The sequence below is a fragment of the Leifsonia sp. 21MFCrub1.1 genome (assembly GCF_900107895.1).
GTDB lineage: Bacteria > Actinomycetota > Actinomycetes > Actinomycetales > Microbacteriaceae > Leifsonia > Leifsonia soli.
Window position 1 is genome coordinate 3,721,316 of sequence record NZ_LT629867.1, and the last position, 13,935, is coordinate 3,735,250.

The following is a 13,935-nucleotide window of genomic DNA, read 5'->3' on the forward strand; positions in this document are numbered from 1 at the left end:
AATGAGTGTCTGCGCCCGGGCAGGGGAATGCCGGGGCGAATGGTCGCGTGCTGCCTCGCAGGCAGCGGCGACCCACTCAGTCGGGGCTGATGTCGTGATCGGCGACGGGAGCCGCGGGGATGCGGTCGTCCGCGACAGCGCCGATGCGCCCGCTCCACGCGGAGCCGGGCAGGAAGAAGCCGTCGGCCGTTGCGGCCGCGCCGGGCGCGGCTCCGCCCTGGCCGCCGGAACCACCGGTCGTGCCGGCGGTCCCGCCACCGGGCAGTCCACCGCCGGGCGCACCTCCGGGCACGCCTCCCGGCGCTCCGCCGGAGCCCGCGCCGGACAGGCCGACGCCGAGTCCGCCCGCGGCCGAGGAAGAGACGGCGGCGAGGAGCCAAGAGCCCCCGACCACCGCAACGGCGGCGGCCGGGGTGGCCGCCTGTCCGGGCGTGAGAAGCGAGGCGAGGAGGTCCGCACCGGCGGACACCGTGGCGCCCGGGTCGGGTACGGGAAGCACTGCGGCGGCCGGTGTCAGCGGCGCCACGGCCGTGTCGACCACGCCGACGACATCCGACACCGCCTGGTCGACGCCGCCGGTGACCGGCTGCGTGACCGAGGAGACGGGGGCGGGCGGCAGCACGTCGCCGACGATCGGCACCTGTGCGACCACCTGGTCGACGGCCTCGACCACCGGATCGACGGTGCTCGACACCGGCGCCTGGTCGACCACCCGGTCGACGGTGTCGGTGACCGGGGTCACCACGGCGGAGACGACCTGCTGGACCGGCTCCGGCACAGCCGGCGCGACGGCCGATGTCACCGAGCCGAGCAGGTCGCCCACGGCGCCGGTCGTGTTCGACACGACCGTGGAGACGGGTGTCGACGGCGGTGCGGGTTCGGCCGCGGAGGCGGGTGATCCGCCCATCAGGAAGCCGAGGACGGTCAGTCCGGCGCCGGCGATCAAGGAGCCGATCAGCACGCGCGCAGGGGAGACGTGGCGCGGGTGCAGCTGCGGAGCAGCATCCGGCATACGATCACCCCCTGACCGTTCGAGACAGAGTGGACTGTACTCCCCTGTCTACGAGAACGGAAGCGATGCCTCGGAGTTCGCGCGATCCGCGCTCTCTGCGGGCGACGGCCGACGCCGGGATGCGGCGGCCGCGATCGCGACGACGACGAGAGCTCCGATCGTCATCGCGGCGCCCACCCACAGCGGCGAGGTGTAGCCCAGGCCCGCAGCGATGGTGAGCCCGCCCAGCCACGCGCCCAGAGCGTTCCCCAGGTTGAAGGCCGCGATGTTGCCGCCGGAGGCCAGGGTCGGCGCGTGGGACGCGTAGGAGAGGACGCGCAGCTGGAGCGCCGGCACCGTCGCGAAGCCGAACGCCCCCATGAGCACGAGCGCGATCACGGCGCCGACCGGCATCCCCGCCACCAGCGCGAAGCCCACCAGGACGACGGCCAGGGCGCCGAGCAGCCAGAGCAGCGTCCCGTCGATGGACCGGTCGGCGAGGCGGCCGCCGACCCAGTTGCCCGCGAACAGGCCGAGGCCGAACAGGATGAGGAGCCACGGCACGGCGGACGAGGGGAACCCCGAGACGCCGGTGAGCGTGTAGGCGATGTAGGTGAACGCGCCGAACATCCCGCCGAAGCCGAGCACGGTCGCGATCAGCGAGAACCAGACCTGCCCGGAGCGGAACGCGGACAGCTCTCCGCGCAGACCGGCCGCGGGCCGGTCTGCCGCATCGCGTGGCACCAGCAGGGCCACGCCGATCATCGCGACCACCCCGATCACCGTGATGGCCCAGAAGGTCGACCGCCAGCCGAAGGCCTGGCCGAGCAGGGTGCCGAACGGCACGCCGAGGACGTTGGCCGCGGTGAGCCCGGTGAACATGACGGCGATGGCGCGCGCCTGCTTCTCGGGTGCGACGAGGCCGGCGGCGACCACGGACCCGATGCCGAAGAAGGCACCGTGGCAGAGCGCCGCGAGGATGCGCCCGGCGAGCATGACCCCGTAGTCCGGCGCGATGGCCGAGAGCAGGTTGCCCACGACGAACAGGACCATCAGCCCGAGCAGCGCAGCCTTGCGCGGGATGCGCGTGGCCGCGGCGGTGAGCCCCAGCGCCCCGACGACCACCGCGAGCGCGTAGCCCGAGATGAGCCATCCGGCGGTCGCCTCGTCGACGTGGAAGTCGGCGGCGACCTCGGGCAGGAGGCCGGCGATCACGAACTCCGTGAGTCCGATGCCGAACCCTCCGAGTGCGAGGGCGATCAGGCCAGCGGGCATGGATGTCTCCTTCGGGATGGGGTGGTGCGCTAGTCTGTTAGTTGCAGACGCGCTATAAATAGTTGCACGTGCAACTACTTGACGCAAGTCCGCGTGTGCAGACGACCGGAAAGGGGTGCGCGATGGGCATCGCCGACGACGCCGTGGAGGTGCGCGCACACGGCTGGCGCACGCTGGCGGCCCTGCACGGGTACATCGAGGCCGAGCTGGAACGCGAGCTCAGCAAGGGCGTGCAGCTCTCCGTCGTCGAGTACACCGTCCTCGACGCCCTCGCCCGCCAGGACGGCTGGCACATGCGCATGCAGCAGCTCGCCCGCGCGAGCGCCCTCAGCCCGAGCGCGACCACTCGGCTGGTGAACCGCCTCGAGGATCGCGGACTGCTCACCCGCATCCTGTGCGACGACGATCGCCGGGGCATCTACACCGAGCTCACGTCGGACGGGCACCGTCTGCTTGACACCGCTCGCCCGGTGCACGACGCCGCGCTGTCCCGCGCCCTCGACGGCGCCCGCGAGGTGCCGGAGCTCGCCCCGCTGGTGGATGCCCTCCCCCAGCTCAGCGCGCAGCCGGCCTGATCAGCGCAGCACCTCCACCAGCGCGACCCACGAGAACAGCACGGTCGTGACGATGGCCAGGATGGTGCCGACGGCCACGAGGATGAGCCCGAGCGGAAGCGCCGGCGCCAGCACGAGCACGACCCCGGCCACGGCATAGATCGCGGGCGGGATCGCGAACAGCGCGACCCGCTCGGCGGTGTACCGGCGAAATCCGGTCTGGGCCGCATCCCGCTGCACCGCGAGCGCCGAGCGCACGACCACGACGGCACACAGGGCCGTGCCGATCAGCACCTGGATGCCGTAGCCGACCGCTCCCTGGCCCGGGATCAGCGCGGCGCACGACAGCGCGACCCCCAGGATCAGGCCGGCGATGGATGCCCCGGCGCGCGCCGCAAGGCCGCGGGACTCCGCGATGGTCGTGATGTTGACCGAGAGCGCGACGATCAGCAATCCGCCGAGGGCGGCCCCCGCCCCGGCGACCGCGACGTTGAACTCCGACCACGACGCGAACGGCTCCTCCATGGCGCCAGCGTAGCGGTGCCCTCCGGGCAGGGCGTATAACGGGGACATGGCCGACGCGCTCACCACCTGGATCGACCGCTACCGACGCGCATGGGAGAGCAACGGGCCCGACGACATCCGCGCGCTGTTCACCGAGGACGCGAGCTACCGCACCGAACCCTTCGCCGAGCCCTGGGACGGCCACATCGAGATCGTGGAGGGCTGGCTCGACGCCCAGGACGATCCGGGTGCGGCGACCTTCGAGTGGCGGCTCCTCGGCCAGGACGGCCCGGTGTACTTCGTCGAGGGCGTGACCGACTACCGCGACGGACCGATCTACAGCAACCTGTGGATCATCCGGCTGGCGGAGGACGGACGGGCCGAGGAGTTCACCGAGTGGTGGATGGAGCAGGAGCCCGACCAGGACTGACGCTCCAGCCGGAGCCGGAGCCGGAGCCGATGGGCGTCAGGCGAGCTGGCCCAGCCACAGGCCGAGCCCGGCAGCGGCGAGCGCCAGCACGAGCATCCCGACGCCGTTGAACAGCGCGGCACGGTACCGTCGCTGCTGCGCCAGGCGGACCGTCTCGTAGCTCGCGGTGCTGAACGTCGTGTAGCCGCCGAGGAACCCCGTCCCGAGCACGGCGCGCCATTCCGGCGGCAGGCCGTGGGCGAGGGCGAGCCCGGTCACCAGCCCGAGCAGGAACGACCCGGTGACGTTGATCACCGTCGTGCCGAGCGGGAACGAGACCCGCACCCGCGCCTTGAGGACGCCGTCGAGCACCAGCCGGGCGACGGCCCCCAGTCCTCCGGCCGCCGCGACGGCAACGACGAGCAGCGCGGTCATCGGCCGCTCCTCCCGGCCCGGCGGCGCGCGACGCCGGACGCCACGGCGATGCCCGCGACAGACGCCAGGGCGCCGACGGCGACCGTTGCGACGGCGTACAGGATGCTGAGGCCGACGCTCTGCGCGGCGATCAGCCCGTCCGTGTCCACCGCGAGCGAGCTGTACGTGGTGTACCCGCCGAGGATGCCGGTGCCGACGAACAGCCGGAGGTCGCGGCGGCGGCCCTCATCCGGCCCGCGGAGGGCGAGCGACTGCAGCAGCCAGCCGAGCACGAAGGCGCCCGTCACGTTGATGAGGAAGGTGATCAGCGGCACGCCCGCGATCGGCGGCACCGACAGCGTGAGCAAATAGCGGACGGCCGCGCCCAGGGCGCCGCCCACGAACACGAGCAGGATCGAGCGCCAGTGCAGGTGCACGGGCGCGGGGCCGCGGGCCGCCACTAGGCCGGGGACTCTTCCCACGGGAGCTTCTGGGCCCCCGGCACCGGATTCAGCGGGACGACGACGACCGGCCGATGCTGGCGATGCGCCAGATGCACGCCGACGGACCCGTTGAAGAACTCGCGCAGGCTGCCGCGCAGGCCCGCTTCGCGCGTCCCGACGACGATGTACCGCGCCTCCATGTCGTCCGCCAGCCGCGACAGCGACCACGCGGGGTCTCCGGCCAGCTGCTGCAAGACGTACGGGATGCCGCGGCCGTCCAGGAACCGGCGGATGTGCGCCTCCAGGTCCGGGTCGAACCGGGCCTCCTCCGTCTCGGGGAGGTCCGGGTCGTACGGCAGCGCGACGACCGTCCCGTCGACATAGCTCGAGACCAGATACCGGTCGGTATCGACGTTGGCGCAGACGAGCGGAACGTCCAGATCGTCCGCGAGACGAGCGGCCTCCTCCAGCACAGCGACCGGCTGACCGGGGACGACGGCGACCAGGATGCCTCCCTGGCCGGAGAGCGCATTGCCGTTCATGTCCCTAGTGTGCACCATCGCGGGTTCACTCGTACCGAGGGGTGGGGTACGTTCGGCCATACAGCGTCTGAAGGGAGCCCGATCCGATGGCCCATACGCCACCGCTGCCGCGCGAGCGCCGCCGCACCACTCGCGGACTCCGTCCGCTCCCTGAGCTGACGAAGGATCTCGTCGCCCAGCTGCGCCGCCTCGTCGCGTCGGAGATCGCCCTCTTCAAGGCGGAGATGGCCGCCAAGGCGAAGGCGGCCGGGATCGGCGCCGGCCTGCTCGTCGGAGCCCTGCTGTTCCTGTTCTTCGCGTTCGCCGTTCTGGTGACCGCCGCCGTCCTCGGCTTCGCGCTCATCCTCCCCGCGTGGCTGGCGGCACTCATCGTCGCGGCCATCCTGCTCCTGATCGGCGTCGTCCTCGGCCTCATCGGGTGGCGCAGCCTCAAGAAGGGCGTGCCGCCGGTGCCGGACGATCTGGGCAGCGAACTGAGCGCCGACGCCAAAGCACTGAAGGGAGAGCAGCCGTGACCTCGGACACCACGCCATCGGTGAGCCGCCAGGGACAGCGCCCTGCCGGACGCCCACCGCTGCCCAAGGGCGCGGGCATCAATTCGCTCAAACTCGACCTCGAGGTGACCAGGGAGGAGCTCGCGAGCACGCTCGACGACCTCTTCGCCACCTTCAACATCCGTGTGCAGATCCGGTCGCATCCCGCCTTCTTCGCCGGTCTCTTCCTGGCTCTGACCGGGACCGCGGCCGGGATCGCCGCCCTCCTGCTGCGGAGACGCGGGCGTGCCGGCTGACCACGGCGGCGTCGGGAGCGATCGGGCGAAGGCGGTCAGGCGGATCGAGGATCACCGCAGCCTGCCCTGGTACCGGCTGCCGTGGGGGTTCATCCTCAAGCGGACGATGCGCAGCTTCACCACCGACCAGTGCACCGACCTCGCCGCCGGACTGACGTACTTCGCCGTGCTGTCGCTGTTCCCGGCGCTCCTGGCGCTCGTGAGCATGCTGGGCATCGTCGGCCAGAGCCAGGCGGGTATCGACGCTCTGTTCGGGATGGTCAACGAGCTGGCGCCCGGGATGACCGACGTGCTGAAGGGTCCGATCGAGAGCCTCGCGTCCTCCCCCGCCACGGGCTGGGCGCTCGTCATCGGGATCGTCGGCGCGGTGTGGTCAGCGTCGGGATACGTCGGAGGTTTCGGCCGGGCTCTCAACCGCGTGTACGGGGTCCCGGAGGGTCGCACGGCGCTCGTGCTCCGACCCGTCCAGCTCGGTGTCACCCTGCTCACCCTCGTGCTGATCTCGCTGCTCGCCCTGCTGCTGGTGGTGTCAGGACCGATCGCATCCTTCCTGGGCAGCCTGATCGGGCTCGACGAGGCCTTCCAGGTGGCGTGGTCGATCCTCCGTTGGCCGATCGTCGTCATCGTCCTCGTGCTGCTCCTCGCTGTGCTCTACGCAGCGACGCCGAACGTGAAGCACCCGCGGTTCCGCTGGCTGACCCCCGGCTCGCTCGCTGCGATCGTCGTGCTCGGCATCGCCTCGGCGCTGTTCGCCTTCTACGTCGGCACCTTCGGCAACTACGACCGCACCTACGGGGCCCTCGCCGGCATCATCGTCTTCCTGCTGTGGATCTGGATCGCGAACAACGCGCTCCTGCTGGGCGCGGAGCTCGACTCGGAGGTCGAGCGCGCACGGGAGCTCGTCGCGGGCATCGAGGCGGACGAGGTGCTGCGGCTTCCGCTCAAGTCGGACAAGGCGGTCCTGAAGGCGCGCGAGGCGCACGCCGGGGACATCCTGGCCGCGCGGGACCTCCGCCGCCGCTACCGCTGACGCCCGGACACGGCCGTCGCGGCCGGAGCGGTCGCTAGTCTCGAGAGCATGAGCGACCGACGACCCGGACACGACCAGCCCGACAGCCGAGGGCGCACGGGTCTCCACCGGACCGGCCTCGACCTCTCCGGCAACCCGGATGTCCGCGTGCAGGACGTCGAGGTCACCTCCGACGGCTGGCACGTGCTCCGCCGCACCACCTTCGACTACCGCGGACGCGACGGCGAGTGGACGACGCAGGCGCGCGAGACCTACGACCGCGGCAACGGCGCGACCGTGCTGCTCTACGATCCGATCGGCCGCACGCTCCTGCTGACGCGGCAGTTCCGCTTCCCGGCCTACGTCAACGGGCACTCCGACGGGATGCTGATCGAGTCGGCTGCCGGTCTGCTCGACGGCGACTCACCGGAGGACGCCATTCGTCGCGAGGCGGCCGAGGAGCTCGGCGTGGGGATCGGCGAGCTGACGCACCTCTTCGACCTCTACATGAGCCCGGGGTCGGTCACCGAGCGGGTGCACTTCTATGCCGCGCCCTACGTGCCCGCCGACGTCGCCGGCGGCGGAGGCGTCGAGGAGGAGGGCGAGGAGATCGAGCCGGTCGTCATCGGCTACGACGAGGCCCTCCAGCTGGTCGCGGACGGCCGGATCGTCGACGGCAAGACCGTCATCCTGCTGCAGTGGGCGGCGCTCACCCTCTTCGGCTGAGCGCGGAGGGGGTCGGTCCGTCGGGGCCGGGATCAGCCGTAGCGGAGCGCGGAGCCGGCCGACTTGAGGAAGTCGATGTGCAGGTGGTTGCACGTGTCGTCGAACGGCTTGAAGTTCGTGAGGTCCATCGAGGAGCGGCAGCCGATCTGACCGAGGCCCGTGCCGTCCGGCACGAGTGGGTCGAGGATCTTGATCAGCTGGACCGACTTCGCGTCGCCGCCGGTGAGCGGGGAACCGTTGAGCAGGTAGAAGTCGAGGGCGTGACCGCCGCCGTCGGCGTAGTGGGCCGACTCGGTGCCCGCTCCCTCGATCTGGCCGGTGCAGCGACGGTTGATGTCGCTGACGCCCACCTGGTTGAAGTTGTCCAGCGCGATCGAGATCGCCTGCAGCACGCGGTAGTCGACGCCGCAGCCGGGGACCGCCCGGCCCTCGGCGAGGTCGGCGATCTCGGGGATGTGGTTGGGCGTCGAGCCGACCAGCCGGCCGGCTGCGACAGCACCCATGAGCTGCACGGCGAGCGCCTGGACCGTCGGAGACACCGTCGAGTTGGTGGTGGAGTCGAGCGCCTGCGGGCTCTCCTGGATGTCGAGGCCGTCGCGGGCGACCACCTGGGTCACACCGCCGCCGGTCAGCGTCTGCACCGCCAGTGCGGTGCGCGCTGCGCCGACCGTCGAGCCCTCGCCCGTCGTCGCGTAGGCCGGGAGCGCCGCGGTGCCGAAGAAGGCGGCCAGCGCCAGCATGACGACGGCGTGGACGCCCCAGCGGCGGCCTTCGTTGCGGGCCGGACGCGCCGGTCGCACGGCACGGGTGCGGCGCGGAGGCCGGGCCGCACGCTCTGCGCGGGCGACGGTCGTGGCGTCACGTCCGTCGCGGGTCGGCCGCACGATGACGCGCTCGCGCTTCGCCGGCTTGCTGCGCTCGGCCTCGAGGCGTGCGCGGCGGCTGGGGAAGGTCTGCGTCGCCGTCAGTTCCTCGGCGGTCGTGAACGCGCTGACCGGGTCGTCCGACAAGTCGGGCTGCTGCTCCACATCCACCACGACGGGTGCCCTGAGACTGCGGCGAGGCCGCACTGAGGGAGTGGGATGGGGCAAGCTGCTGGTACTTCCTTGGCGAGACGGACGGATGTTCGCGCCAGGGGGGTGGGGCGCGAAAGCGTACCGATCCTTTCTACCCGATTCCGGCTGGATGTTCCATCAATGCAGACGAATAGATCCCGGCCGGGGGCCGTTCCCGCGCGTTCGGGTCACGCAGGGGCCCCCATCCGGGACCGGGGTCGGCAACGTCGTCCGTCCTCTGAGAACCTAGGCGCCGCAAGGGATCGCGCAGCCACGGGATACGGCTGGCACGACCGGCCGTTCAGCATCCGGTCAGGGGATGGCGACAGCGAGTTCGACACGCCCGGACCGCTCGCGCAGCGCGACCGTCCCGCGCTCCGAGAGCTGCTTCAGGCCGATGCCGGCCTCCGACGCGGCGAGCACTCCGCCCGAGCGCACGACGACCTCGACGCCTCCGGGGTCGGCCGGGCGCAGCTCCAGAGCGACAGGCGAGCCGTCGCCGTGCCGCACAGCGTTCGCCAGCCCCTCCGAGATCGCGTCGACGACCGCGGCGGACCGCGACGCGTCCCCCAGCCGCTCCCAGGCGCCGTCGCCGATCCTCGCGGTCAGGTCGATGGCGGAGGACCAGCTGTCGAGCAGGGTCCGCACCTGCTCGGCGGCGCCCGGCTCCGAATGCGGGCCCCGGAGGGCGTCGCGCGCGCGACCGACGATCTCTGCCATGCGTGCACCGGCATCGCCCGGGCCCGCGGAGGCCGTCAGCGACAGCGCCCCGGCGATCAGCTCCGACTGCACGCCGGCATGCAGCAGGCGGGCGAGGGACGCGCGCTCGCGCTCGTACTCCGCGCGGATGCGGGCAGCCGCCGCGACGTTCGACTGCAGTGCCGTCTCGAGCTCCGCCTGATCGAGTCGCGTCCGGACGGCGAGGGAGACGACGAACGCCACCGACAGGGCGATCAGGGGGTAGGTCAGCACTTCGAACCAGACTGCCTCGGGCCGCACCCCCACCACGAGGAGGGTCGTCTCGCCACTGAGCGTCAGCAGCACCCCGACCGCGGCGTATGCGCCGCCGAGGAGAAGCAGTCTCGGGACGGGATGGTGCGGCAGGCGGAGCCGGGCGACGAGGGCATTGGCCACGAGCAGCACCACGAAGCCCACGGCGATCGCGAGCGCGCTGACCGCTCCGAACAGGAGCACCCCGAACGGCACCACCAGCGCCGAGAAGAGGGCGGCGGTCACGAGCGGCGGAGCAGCGCGCATCCCGCCGAGCACGGAGGCCGACCATTCCCGCGCCCCTGCGGCCGAGACCTCTGCGGCCTCGTCCGGTGCCGGAGTGGCATAGACGCGGTGGCTCGCCGGCCGCACGACGTCCTCGGCGAGCCTGCGCAGCATCCAGGCGGCCGCGCTCGGCTCCATCGGTCGGGATGCGGCCGATGCGGCGGCCTCCTCGAGGGCCGCGACGACATCGTCCACCGTGCCCGCTCGCAGCTCCCGGAGCCGCTCCGCTGCGCTCTCGACGTCGCGCTGCGAGGCCCGCTGCGCCGACCGGAGCCGCCGGAACACGCCGCGGTGCTCCCGGACGAGGTCGACACCGACGGCGATCAGGGAGAGCGCCGCGACGAGCGCGACGACGTTGATGGCGATCCGCCCGACCAGGTCGCCCGGGACGACCGGGATGGAGAGGAGGCCGCCCGCCTCCAGGAAGAGGATCGGCCGCAGTCCGCCCGCCACGGCGAAGATCAGGAACACCACGACGGGCCGGGCTCGCCCGCGCACCGGGCGCAGCAGAGCGGCGCCGGCCAGCAGGACGCCGCCGAGGATGCCGTGGGCCAGAGCGGAGACCGCGAGCACCTGCAGAGGCCCGCCCTCGACGTACTGCAGCCCCGACATCACGGTCACCGCGAAGGGAAGTGTGATGAGCCACGACCACACGGTGATCGCCGACGGCCCGTAGACGCGGGCGACGGAGCGGCGGACGTTCGTCTGCAGCACGGCTCAGAGCCCCGAGGAGGGATCGCCGAACGTCGTCGTGTACAGCGTTGCGGCCGCGACACGGGGTGTCGAGCGCTCGCCGCCGAGCCCCAGCGCGGCGAACACCCGCTCGACGCTCTTCTCGACGGCGCGCACCGAGACGCCTCTCCGCCGGGCGATCTCAGCGTTCGACAGGCCGGCGGCCAGCAGCCGGGTGGTCTCCAGCTGCGCCGCGGTCAGGCGCAGCAGGCGCGCCTGGGCGTCCGAAGCGGTGAGGTCGCGGGAGACGGGCCGGTCGGCCAGCACGGCCTCCGCCGCATCCACGAGCTCGTCGACCGACTCGACGGCGGCTTTGTTGACGAAGGACGCCCCCGCCACGGTGCTGTGCGCGTGCGAGGAGGCGGCCTCGCGGGACAGGTTGCTCAGGAACAGGACGGCGACGTGCGGGGCGCGCGCACGCAGGATGGTCGCCAGCTCGACCCCGTTCGGTCGCTGCCGGAGGTCGATGTCGGTCACCAGCAGGTCCGGGTCGAAGGAATCGGCCAGCGCGAGGGCCTCGACGGCGGATTCGGCGGACGCGACCTCGAATCCGCGGGCACGGAAGGCATCGGAGACGAGGGAACGCATCAGGGCGTGATCTTCGACGACGAGCGCGCGACGGAGCCAGGTGCTCCCCACCGCCCGCGCAGACTCGTCCATCCCGTCAGAATAACGCGACACGCCCGGCGTTCCCGCTGGTCCGGCGACCCCCGTTGTGGTCCGTCCGCCCTCCGATCACGGGAGGCCCGGATCAGCGCGGCGTAGGGTTCTGAGCATGACGACCCGGCTGCTCGCCGCGGCCGCAGGCATCGCCGCGGCCGCCGCCCTCGCACTCGCTCCTGCAGCGGCGGCATCGGCTCACGACTACGTCGTCGGCAGCGACCCGGCCGCCGGCTCCACGGTGACCTCAGCGCTCACGACGGTGACCGTGACCTTCAACGATCGAGTGCTGGACCTCTCCGGCACGGGATCGACCAATCTGCTCACCGTCACGGGTCCCGATGCAGGCACCCGCCACTTCGAGACGGGATGCGCCACCGTCGCCGACACCGCGCTGAGCGCACCGGTCGCCCTGGGCGGCGCCGGCCGCTACACCGTCACCTATCAGATCGTGTCGGCCGACGGGCACACCGTCTCGTCGTCCTACGCGTTCACGTATCAGCCGCCGGCCGGAACCCCGGCGTCCGCGGGCTCGGAGGCCGCCGCCTGCGGAGCCGCGGGGGCGAGCGCACCCGCGACCACGGAGCCGGCGTCGCCGTCCGCGCGGGCGGGCAGCGGCCCCAGCGCGACTGCCGCAGCATCGACGCCGCAGCCGACGACGCAGGCCTCCGGCACCGACCTCGGACTCGTGATCGGCATCGCCGTCGTCATCGTGGTGCTGGCGGTCATCGGCGTCGTGATCGTACTGCTGACCGCCCGGCGGCGCCGCCCGTCCGCACCGGACGCCGACGCGCGCTTCGAGAGTTCTCACGACGATCTCTGACGCGGACGGGGCTTTCGGGCCGGGAACTCCGGGCGTAGCGTTCGCGCATGGGCAGACAGCCGACCGACCAGCAGACCGAATCCTTCCCGGACGTCGTGCCGGAGGAGCAGATGGATCCGGACATCGTGCCGGCTCCCCAGCCGGGGCCGGACGCCGTCGACGACGGCGATGAGGAGGACGGCCGCCTCTGAGCGGGCCGCCCACTCCCAACGGCTAGGGCTCCTCGCCCTCTCCGGCCTCCTCGAGCTGTCCGTGCTCCGGGTCGTGCGCCGTCAGGTCGGCGCTCGTGTACTGACGCTCACCCGCGTCGAGGTCTTCGCGCTCGTCGTCGCCGTTCGCGAGTGGTTCGCCTGGTCGGGAACCGGACATGACGTGCTCCTTCGTCTCGGGATGCGGTGGAGCCTCGAACGGTAGACCTGCGTCGCCCGGGCCGACAGGCCGCCGGGGCAGACAGCTGATCGCCAGCTCCCGCAGGGCCGCGGTTGAGCGGGCATCCAGTCTTGTGGGGCAGGGTAAGCCGCGTGGAGATCGTTGTCGACGTCGTGCTCGTGGTGCTCGGCATCCTCGCGATCGCGGCGGGATGGAGCAAGGGCGCCATCCGTTCGGCCGGCACGCTCGTCGGCCTGGGTCTCGGTCTCTGGCTGGGGCTGACCATCGCCCCCATCGTCGTCGGCTGGTTCGCGGCCTCCGGATTCGGGGGCGTCACGCAGCGGTCCGTCGTCGCGGCCGTCGTCATCATCGTCTGCGCCGGCGTGGTCTACGCCATCGCGGGCGCCCTGGCGAGCATCATCGGCAGACTCCTGCGGCACGGCCCCATCCGCTGGCTGGACTCCCTCATCGGCGCCGTGCTCGGGCTCGCCACCTGGGCGGTCGTCGTCTGGCTGCTGGCCGGCTTCGCGATGGCGACCAGCCTGGCGACGGTCGTGCAGGCGGCCAACTCGTCGCGGGTGGTCGCCACGCTCAACAGCATCGCGCCGTTGCCGTCGTCGACCGTCCTCGGCGCGGTGGACGACGCCCTCGCTGGAGCGGGGCTCCCCCAGGTGTTCGCGGGTGCCGAGACCATCAAGGCGGTGCCGGCACCGGACGGCTCCGTCCCGGCCGCCGTCTCGGCGTCCGAGCAGTCGGTCGTCACCGTGCTCGCCTCCAAGCCGGCGTGCGGGGTCGACTCCGAGGGCAGCGGCTGGGTCGTGCAGCGCGGCCGGGTCGTGACCAATGCGCACGTGGTCGCCGGTTCGTCCTCCGTCGTGGTCCGGATGTCCGGGAGTCAGGATGTCGAGCGTGCGACCCTCGTCGCGTTCGACCCGTCGCGCGACCTCGCCGTGCTCGATGTGACCGACCTGACCGCTCCGGCGCTCGACATCGGTCCGGACCTGACCGCCGACGCCGCCGCCTACGCGGCCGGGTACCCGGGCAACGGACCCTTCACCGTCTCACCGCAGCGGGTGCGCGACCGGGTCATGGCGCGCGGCACCGACATCTACCAGAGCGGTTCGGTCGACCGCGACATCTACTCGCTGCGCGGCGTCGTCCGCCCCGGAAACTCGGGTGGCCCGCTGCTCGACGCCCAGGGTCGGGTCGCCGGGGTCGTGTTCGCCCGCAGTGCGACGAACCCCGACACCGGATACGCGCTCACCCTCGCCGAGCTGCGGCCGGTGCTGTCGTCGGTCGGCTCCGCTCCGATCAGCTCCGGGGCGTGCTCGGCGGGCTGACACGCTCAGCGCACGAACTCCCGC

19 protein-coding genes are annotated in these 13,935 nt (G+C 72.3%); 9 read left to right on the forward strand and 10 right to left on the reverse strand.

The genetic code is table 11. The annotated features are described in order from the left end of the window. Positions 1 to 76 precede the first annotated feature (76 nt). A complete protein-coding gene (locus BLW09_RS17580) occupies positions 77 to 1,012 on the reverse strand; it encodes a hypothetical protein (protein WP_089915804.1) in 936 nt (311 codons plus the stop codon). Between the two features lie 48 nt (positions 1,013 to 1,060). Beyond that, on the reverse strand, positions 1,061 to 2,266 hold the full coding sequence (locus BLW09_RS17585) for an MFS transporter (protein WP_089915808.1): 1,206 nt from the start codon (positions 2,264 to 2,266) through the stop codon (positions 1,061 to 1,063). A 122-nt stretch (positions 2,267 to 2,388) separates the two neighbouring features. Between BLW09_RS17585 and BLW09_RS17590 the strand changes: the two genes are divergently transcribed. Beyond that, positions 2,389 to 2,841, forward strand: a complete 453-nt coding sequence (locus tag BLW09_RS17590; protein WP_089915810.1) for a MarR family winged helix-turn-helix transcriptional regulator — start codon at positions 2,389 to 2,391, stop codon at positions 2,839 to 2,841. On the opposite strand, the gene BLW09_RS17595 is transcribed toward BLW09_RS17590, so the two are convergent. Next, on the reverse strand, positions 2,842 to 3,345 hold the full coding sequence (locus BLW09_RS17595; RefSeq protein ID WP_089915813.1) for a hypothetical protein: 504 nt from the start codon (positions 3,343 to 3,345) through the stop codon (positions 2,842 to 2,844). A 46-nt stretch (positions 3,346 to 3,391) separates the two neighbouring features. Between BLW09_RS17595 and BLW09_RS17600 the strand changes: the two genes are divergently transcribed. Beyond that, positions 3,392 to 3,754, forward strand: coding sequence for a nuclear transport factor 2 family protein (locus tag BLW09_RS17600; protein WP_089915816.1), 363 nt, complete (start codon positions 3,392 to 3,394; stop codon positions 3,752 to 3,754). A 36-nt stretch (positions 3,755 to 3,790) separates the two neighbouring features. On the opposite strand, the gene crcB is transcribed toward BLW09_RS17600, so the two are convergent. Genes crcB through BLW09_RS17615 form a run of 3 tightly spaced genes read right to left on the reverse strand, consistent with a single transcriptional unit; the run spans position 3,791 to position 5,132 of the window. Further along, a complete protein-coding gene (crcB, locus tag BLW09_RS17605; RefSeq protein WP_089915819.1) occupies positions 3,791 to 4,168 on the reverse strand; it encodes a fluoride efflux transporter CrcB in 378 nt (125 codons plus the stop codon). Next, positions 4,165 to 4,608, reverse strand: coding sequence for a fluoride efflux transporter FluC (locus BLW09_RS17610; protein WP_089915823.1), 444 nt, complete (start codon positions 4,606 to 4,608; stop codon positions 4,165 to 4,167). Before BLW09_RS17610 ends, crcB begins: the two co-directional genes overlap by 4 nt. Next, a complete protein-coding gene (locus BLW09_RS17615; protein ID WP_089915827.1) occupies positions 4,608 to 5,132 on the reverse strand; it encodes a universal stress protein in 525 nt (174 codons plus the stop codon). Before BLW09_RS17615 ends, BLW09_RS17610 begins: the two co-directional genes overlap by 1 nt. Before the next feature lie 86 nt (positions 5,133 to 5,218). On the opposite strand from BLW09_RS17615, the gene BLW09_RS17620 reads away from it, so the two are divergent. The 4 genes from BLW09_RS17620 to BLW09_RS17635 are packed head-to-tail and all read left to right on the forward strand — an operon-like array spanning position 5,219 to position 7,657. Continuing rightward, positions 5,219 to 5,647 (forward strand): phage holin family protein, encoded by a 429-nt coding sequence (locus tag BLW09_RS17620; RefSeq protein WP_089915830.1) that lies wholly within the window; start codon positions 5,219 to 5,221, stop codon positions 5,645 to 5,647. Then, the gene (locus BLW09_RS17625) at positions 5,644 to 5,922 is read left to right on the forward strand and encodes a hypothetical protein (protein WP_089915832.1); all 279 of its coding nucleotides are present in this window, start codon (positions 5,644 to 5,646) and stop codon (positions 5,920 to 5,922) included. The genes BLW09_RS17620 and BLW09_RS17625 overlap by 4 nt, the downstream gene beginning before the upstream one ends. Then, positions 5,912 to 6,952 carry a YihY/virulence factor BrkB family protein gene (locus BLW09_RS17630; protein WP_089915834.1) on the forward strand — a complete coding sequence of 347 codons (1,041 nt, stop codon included), beginning with the start codon at positions 5,912 to 5,914 and terminating at the stop codon, positions 6,950 to 6,952. Before BLW09_RS17625 ends, BLW09_RS17630 begins: the two co-directional genes overlap by 11 nt. Before the next feature lie 48 nt (positions 6,953 to 7,000). After that, complete coding sequence (locus tag BLW09_RS17635; protein WP_089915836.1) at positions 7,001 to 7,657, forward strand: NUDIX domain-containing protein; 657 nt, start codon at positions 7,001 to 7,003, stop codon at positions 7,655 to 7,657. A 32-nt stretch (positions 7,658 to 7,689) separates the two neighbouring features. On the opposite strand, the gene BLW09_RS17640 is transcribed toward BLW09_RS17635, so the two are convergent. The 3 genes from BLW09_RS17640 to BLW09_RS17650 all read right to left on the reverse strand — a co-directional run bounded on the left by BLW09_RS17640 (position 7,690) and on the right by BLW09_RS17650 (position 11,379). Continuing rightward, positions 7,690 to 8,694: a hypothetical protein gene (locus BLW09_RS17640; protein ID WP_231946937.1), complete on the reverse strand. Its 1,005-nt coding sequence runs from the start codon at positions 8,692 to 8,694 to the stop codon at positions 7,690 to 7,692. A 330-nt stretch (positions 8,695 to 9,024) separates the two neighbouring features. Beyond that, entirely contained in the window at positions 9,025 to 10,701 is a 1,677-nt protein-coding gene (locus BLW09_RS17645) for a hypothetical protein (RefSeq protein ID WP_089915842.1), read from the reverse strand. Positions 10,702 to 10,704: 3 nt separating this feature from the next. Then, entirely contained in the window at positions 10,705 to 11,379 is a 675-nt protein-coding gene (locus BLW09_RS17650; RefSeq protein WP_089915845.1) for a response regulator, read from the reverse strand. Positions 11,380 to 11,494: 115 nt separating this feature from the next. Here BLW09_RS17650 and BLW09_RS17655 point away from each other — a divergent pair, with 115 nt between their 5' ends. Further along, positions 11,495 to 12,202, forward strand: coding sequence for a copper resistance CopC family protein (locus tag BLW09_RS17655; RefSeq protein ID WP_089915848.1), 708 nt, complete (start codon positions 11,495 to 11,497; stop codon positions 12,200 to 12,202). A gap of 47 nt (positions 12,203 to 12,249) precedes the next feature. Beyond that, positions 12,250 to 12,393, forward strand: coding sequence for a hypothetical protein (locus BLW09_RS19110; RefSeq protein ID WP_172824251.1), 144 nt, complete (start codon positions 12,250 to 12,252; stop codon positions 12,391 to 12,393). 22 nt (positions 12,394 to 12,415) lie between these two features. Here BLW09_RS19110 and BLW09_RS19115 read toward each other — a convergent pair whose 3' ends face one another. Next, on the reverse strand, positions 12,416 to 12,571 hold the full coding sequence (locus BLW09_RS19115) for a hypothetical protein (RefSeq protein ID WP_172824253.1): 156 nt from the start codon (positions 12,569 to 12,571) through the stop codon (positions 12,416 to 12,418). A 152-nt stretch (positions 12,572 to 12,723) separates the two neighbouring features. Here BLW09_RS19115 and BLW09_RS17660 point away from each other — a divergent pair, with 152 nt between their 5' ends. After that, positions 12,724 to 13,911 (forward strand): MarP family serine protease, encoded by a 1,188-nt coding sequence (locus BLW09_RS17660; RefSeq protein ID WP_089915851.1) that lies wholly within the window; start codon positions 12,724 to 12,726, stop codon positions 13,909 to 13,911. The last annotated feature ends 24 nt before the right edge of the window (positions 13,912 to 13,935 follow it).

Excerpts from the sequence above, each read along its gene's own strand:
- BLW09_RS17580 (WP_089915804.1), bottom strand. The coding sequence starts at position 1,012 with ATGCCGGATGCTGCTCCGCAGCTGCACCCGCGCCACGTCTCCCCTGCG.
- BLW09_RS17585 (WP_089915808.1), bottom strand. The coding sequence starts at position 2,266 with ATGCCCGCTGGCCTGATCGCCCTCGCACTCGGAGGGTTCGGCATCGGA.
- BLW09_RS17590 (WP_089915810.1), top strand. The coding sequence starts at position 2,389 with ATGGGCATCGCCGACGACGCCGTGGAGGTGCGCGCACACGGCTGGCGC.
- BLW09_RS17595 (WP_089915813.1), bottom strand. The coding sequence starts at position 3,345 with ATGGAGGAGCCGTTCGCGTCGTGGTCGGAGTTCAACGTCGCGGTCGCC.
- BLW09_RS17600 (WP_089915816.1), top strand. The coding sequence starts at position 3,392 with ATGGCCGACGCGCTCACCACCTGGATCGACCGCTACCGACGCGCATGG.
- crcB (WP_089915819.1), bottom strand. The coding sequence starts at position 4,168 with ATGACCGCGCTGCTCGTCGTTGCCGTCGCGGCGGCCGGAGGACTGGGG.
- BLW09_RS17615 (WP_089915827.1), bottom strand. The coding sequence starts at position 5,132 with ATGAACGGCAATGCGCTCTCCGGCCAGGGAGGCATCCTGGTCGCCGTC.
- BLW09_RS17620 (WP_089915830.1), top strand. The coding sequence starts at position 5,219 with ATGGCCCATACGCCACCGCTGCCGCGCGAGCGCCGCCGCACCACTCGC.
- BLW09_RS17635 (WP_089915836.1), top strand. The coding sequence starts at position 7,001 with ATGAGCGACCGACGACCCGGACACGACCAGCCCGACAGCCGAGGGCGC.
- BLW09_RS17650 (WP_089915845.1), bottom strand. The coding sequence starts at position 11,379 with ATGGACGAGTCTGCGCGGGCGGTGGGGAGCACCTGGCTCCGTCGCGCG.
- BLW09_RS17655 (WP_089915848.1), top strand. The coding sequence starts at position 11,495 with ATGACGACCCGGCTGCTCGCCGCGGCCGCAGGCATCGCCGCGGCCGCC.
- BLW09_RS19110 (WP_172824251.1), top strand. The coding sequence starts at position 12,250 with ATGGGCAGACAGCCGACCGACCAGCAGACCGAATCCTTCCCGGACGTC.
- BLW09_RS19115 (WP_172824253.1), bottom strand. The coding sequence starts at position 12,571 with ATGTCCGGTTCCCGACCAGGCGAACCACTCGCGAACGGCGACGACGAG.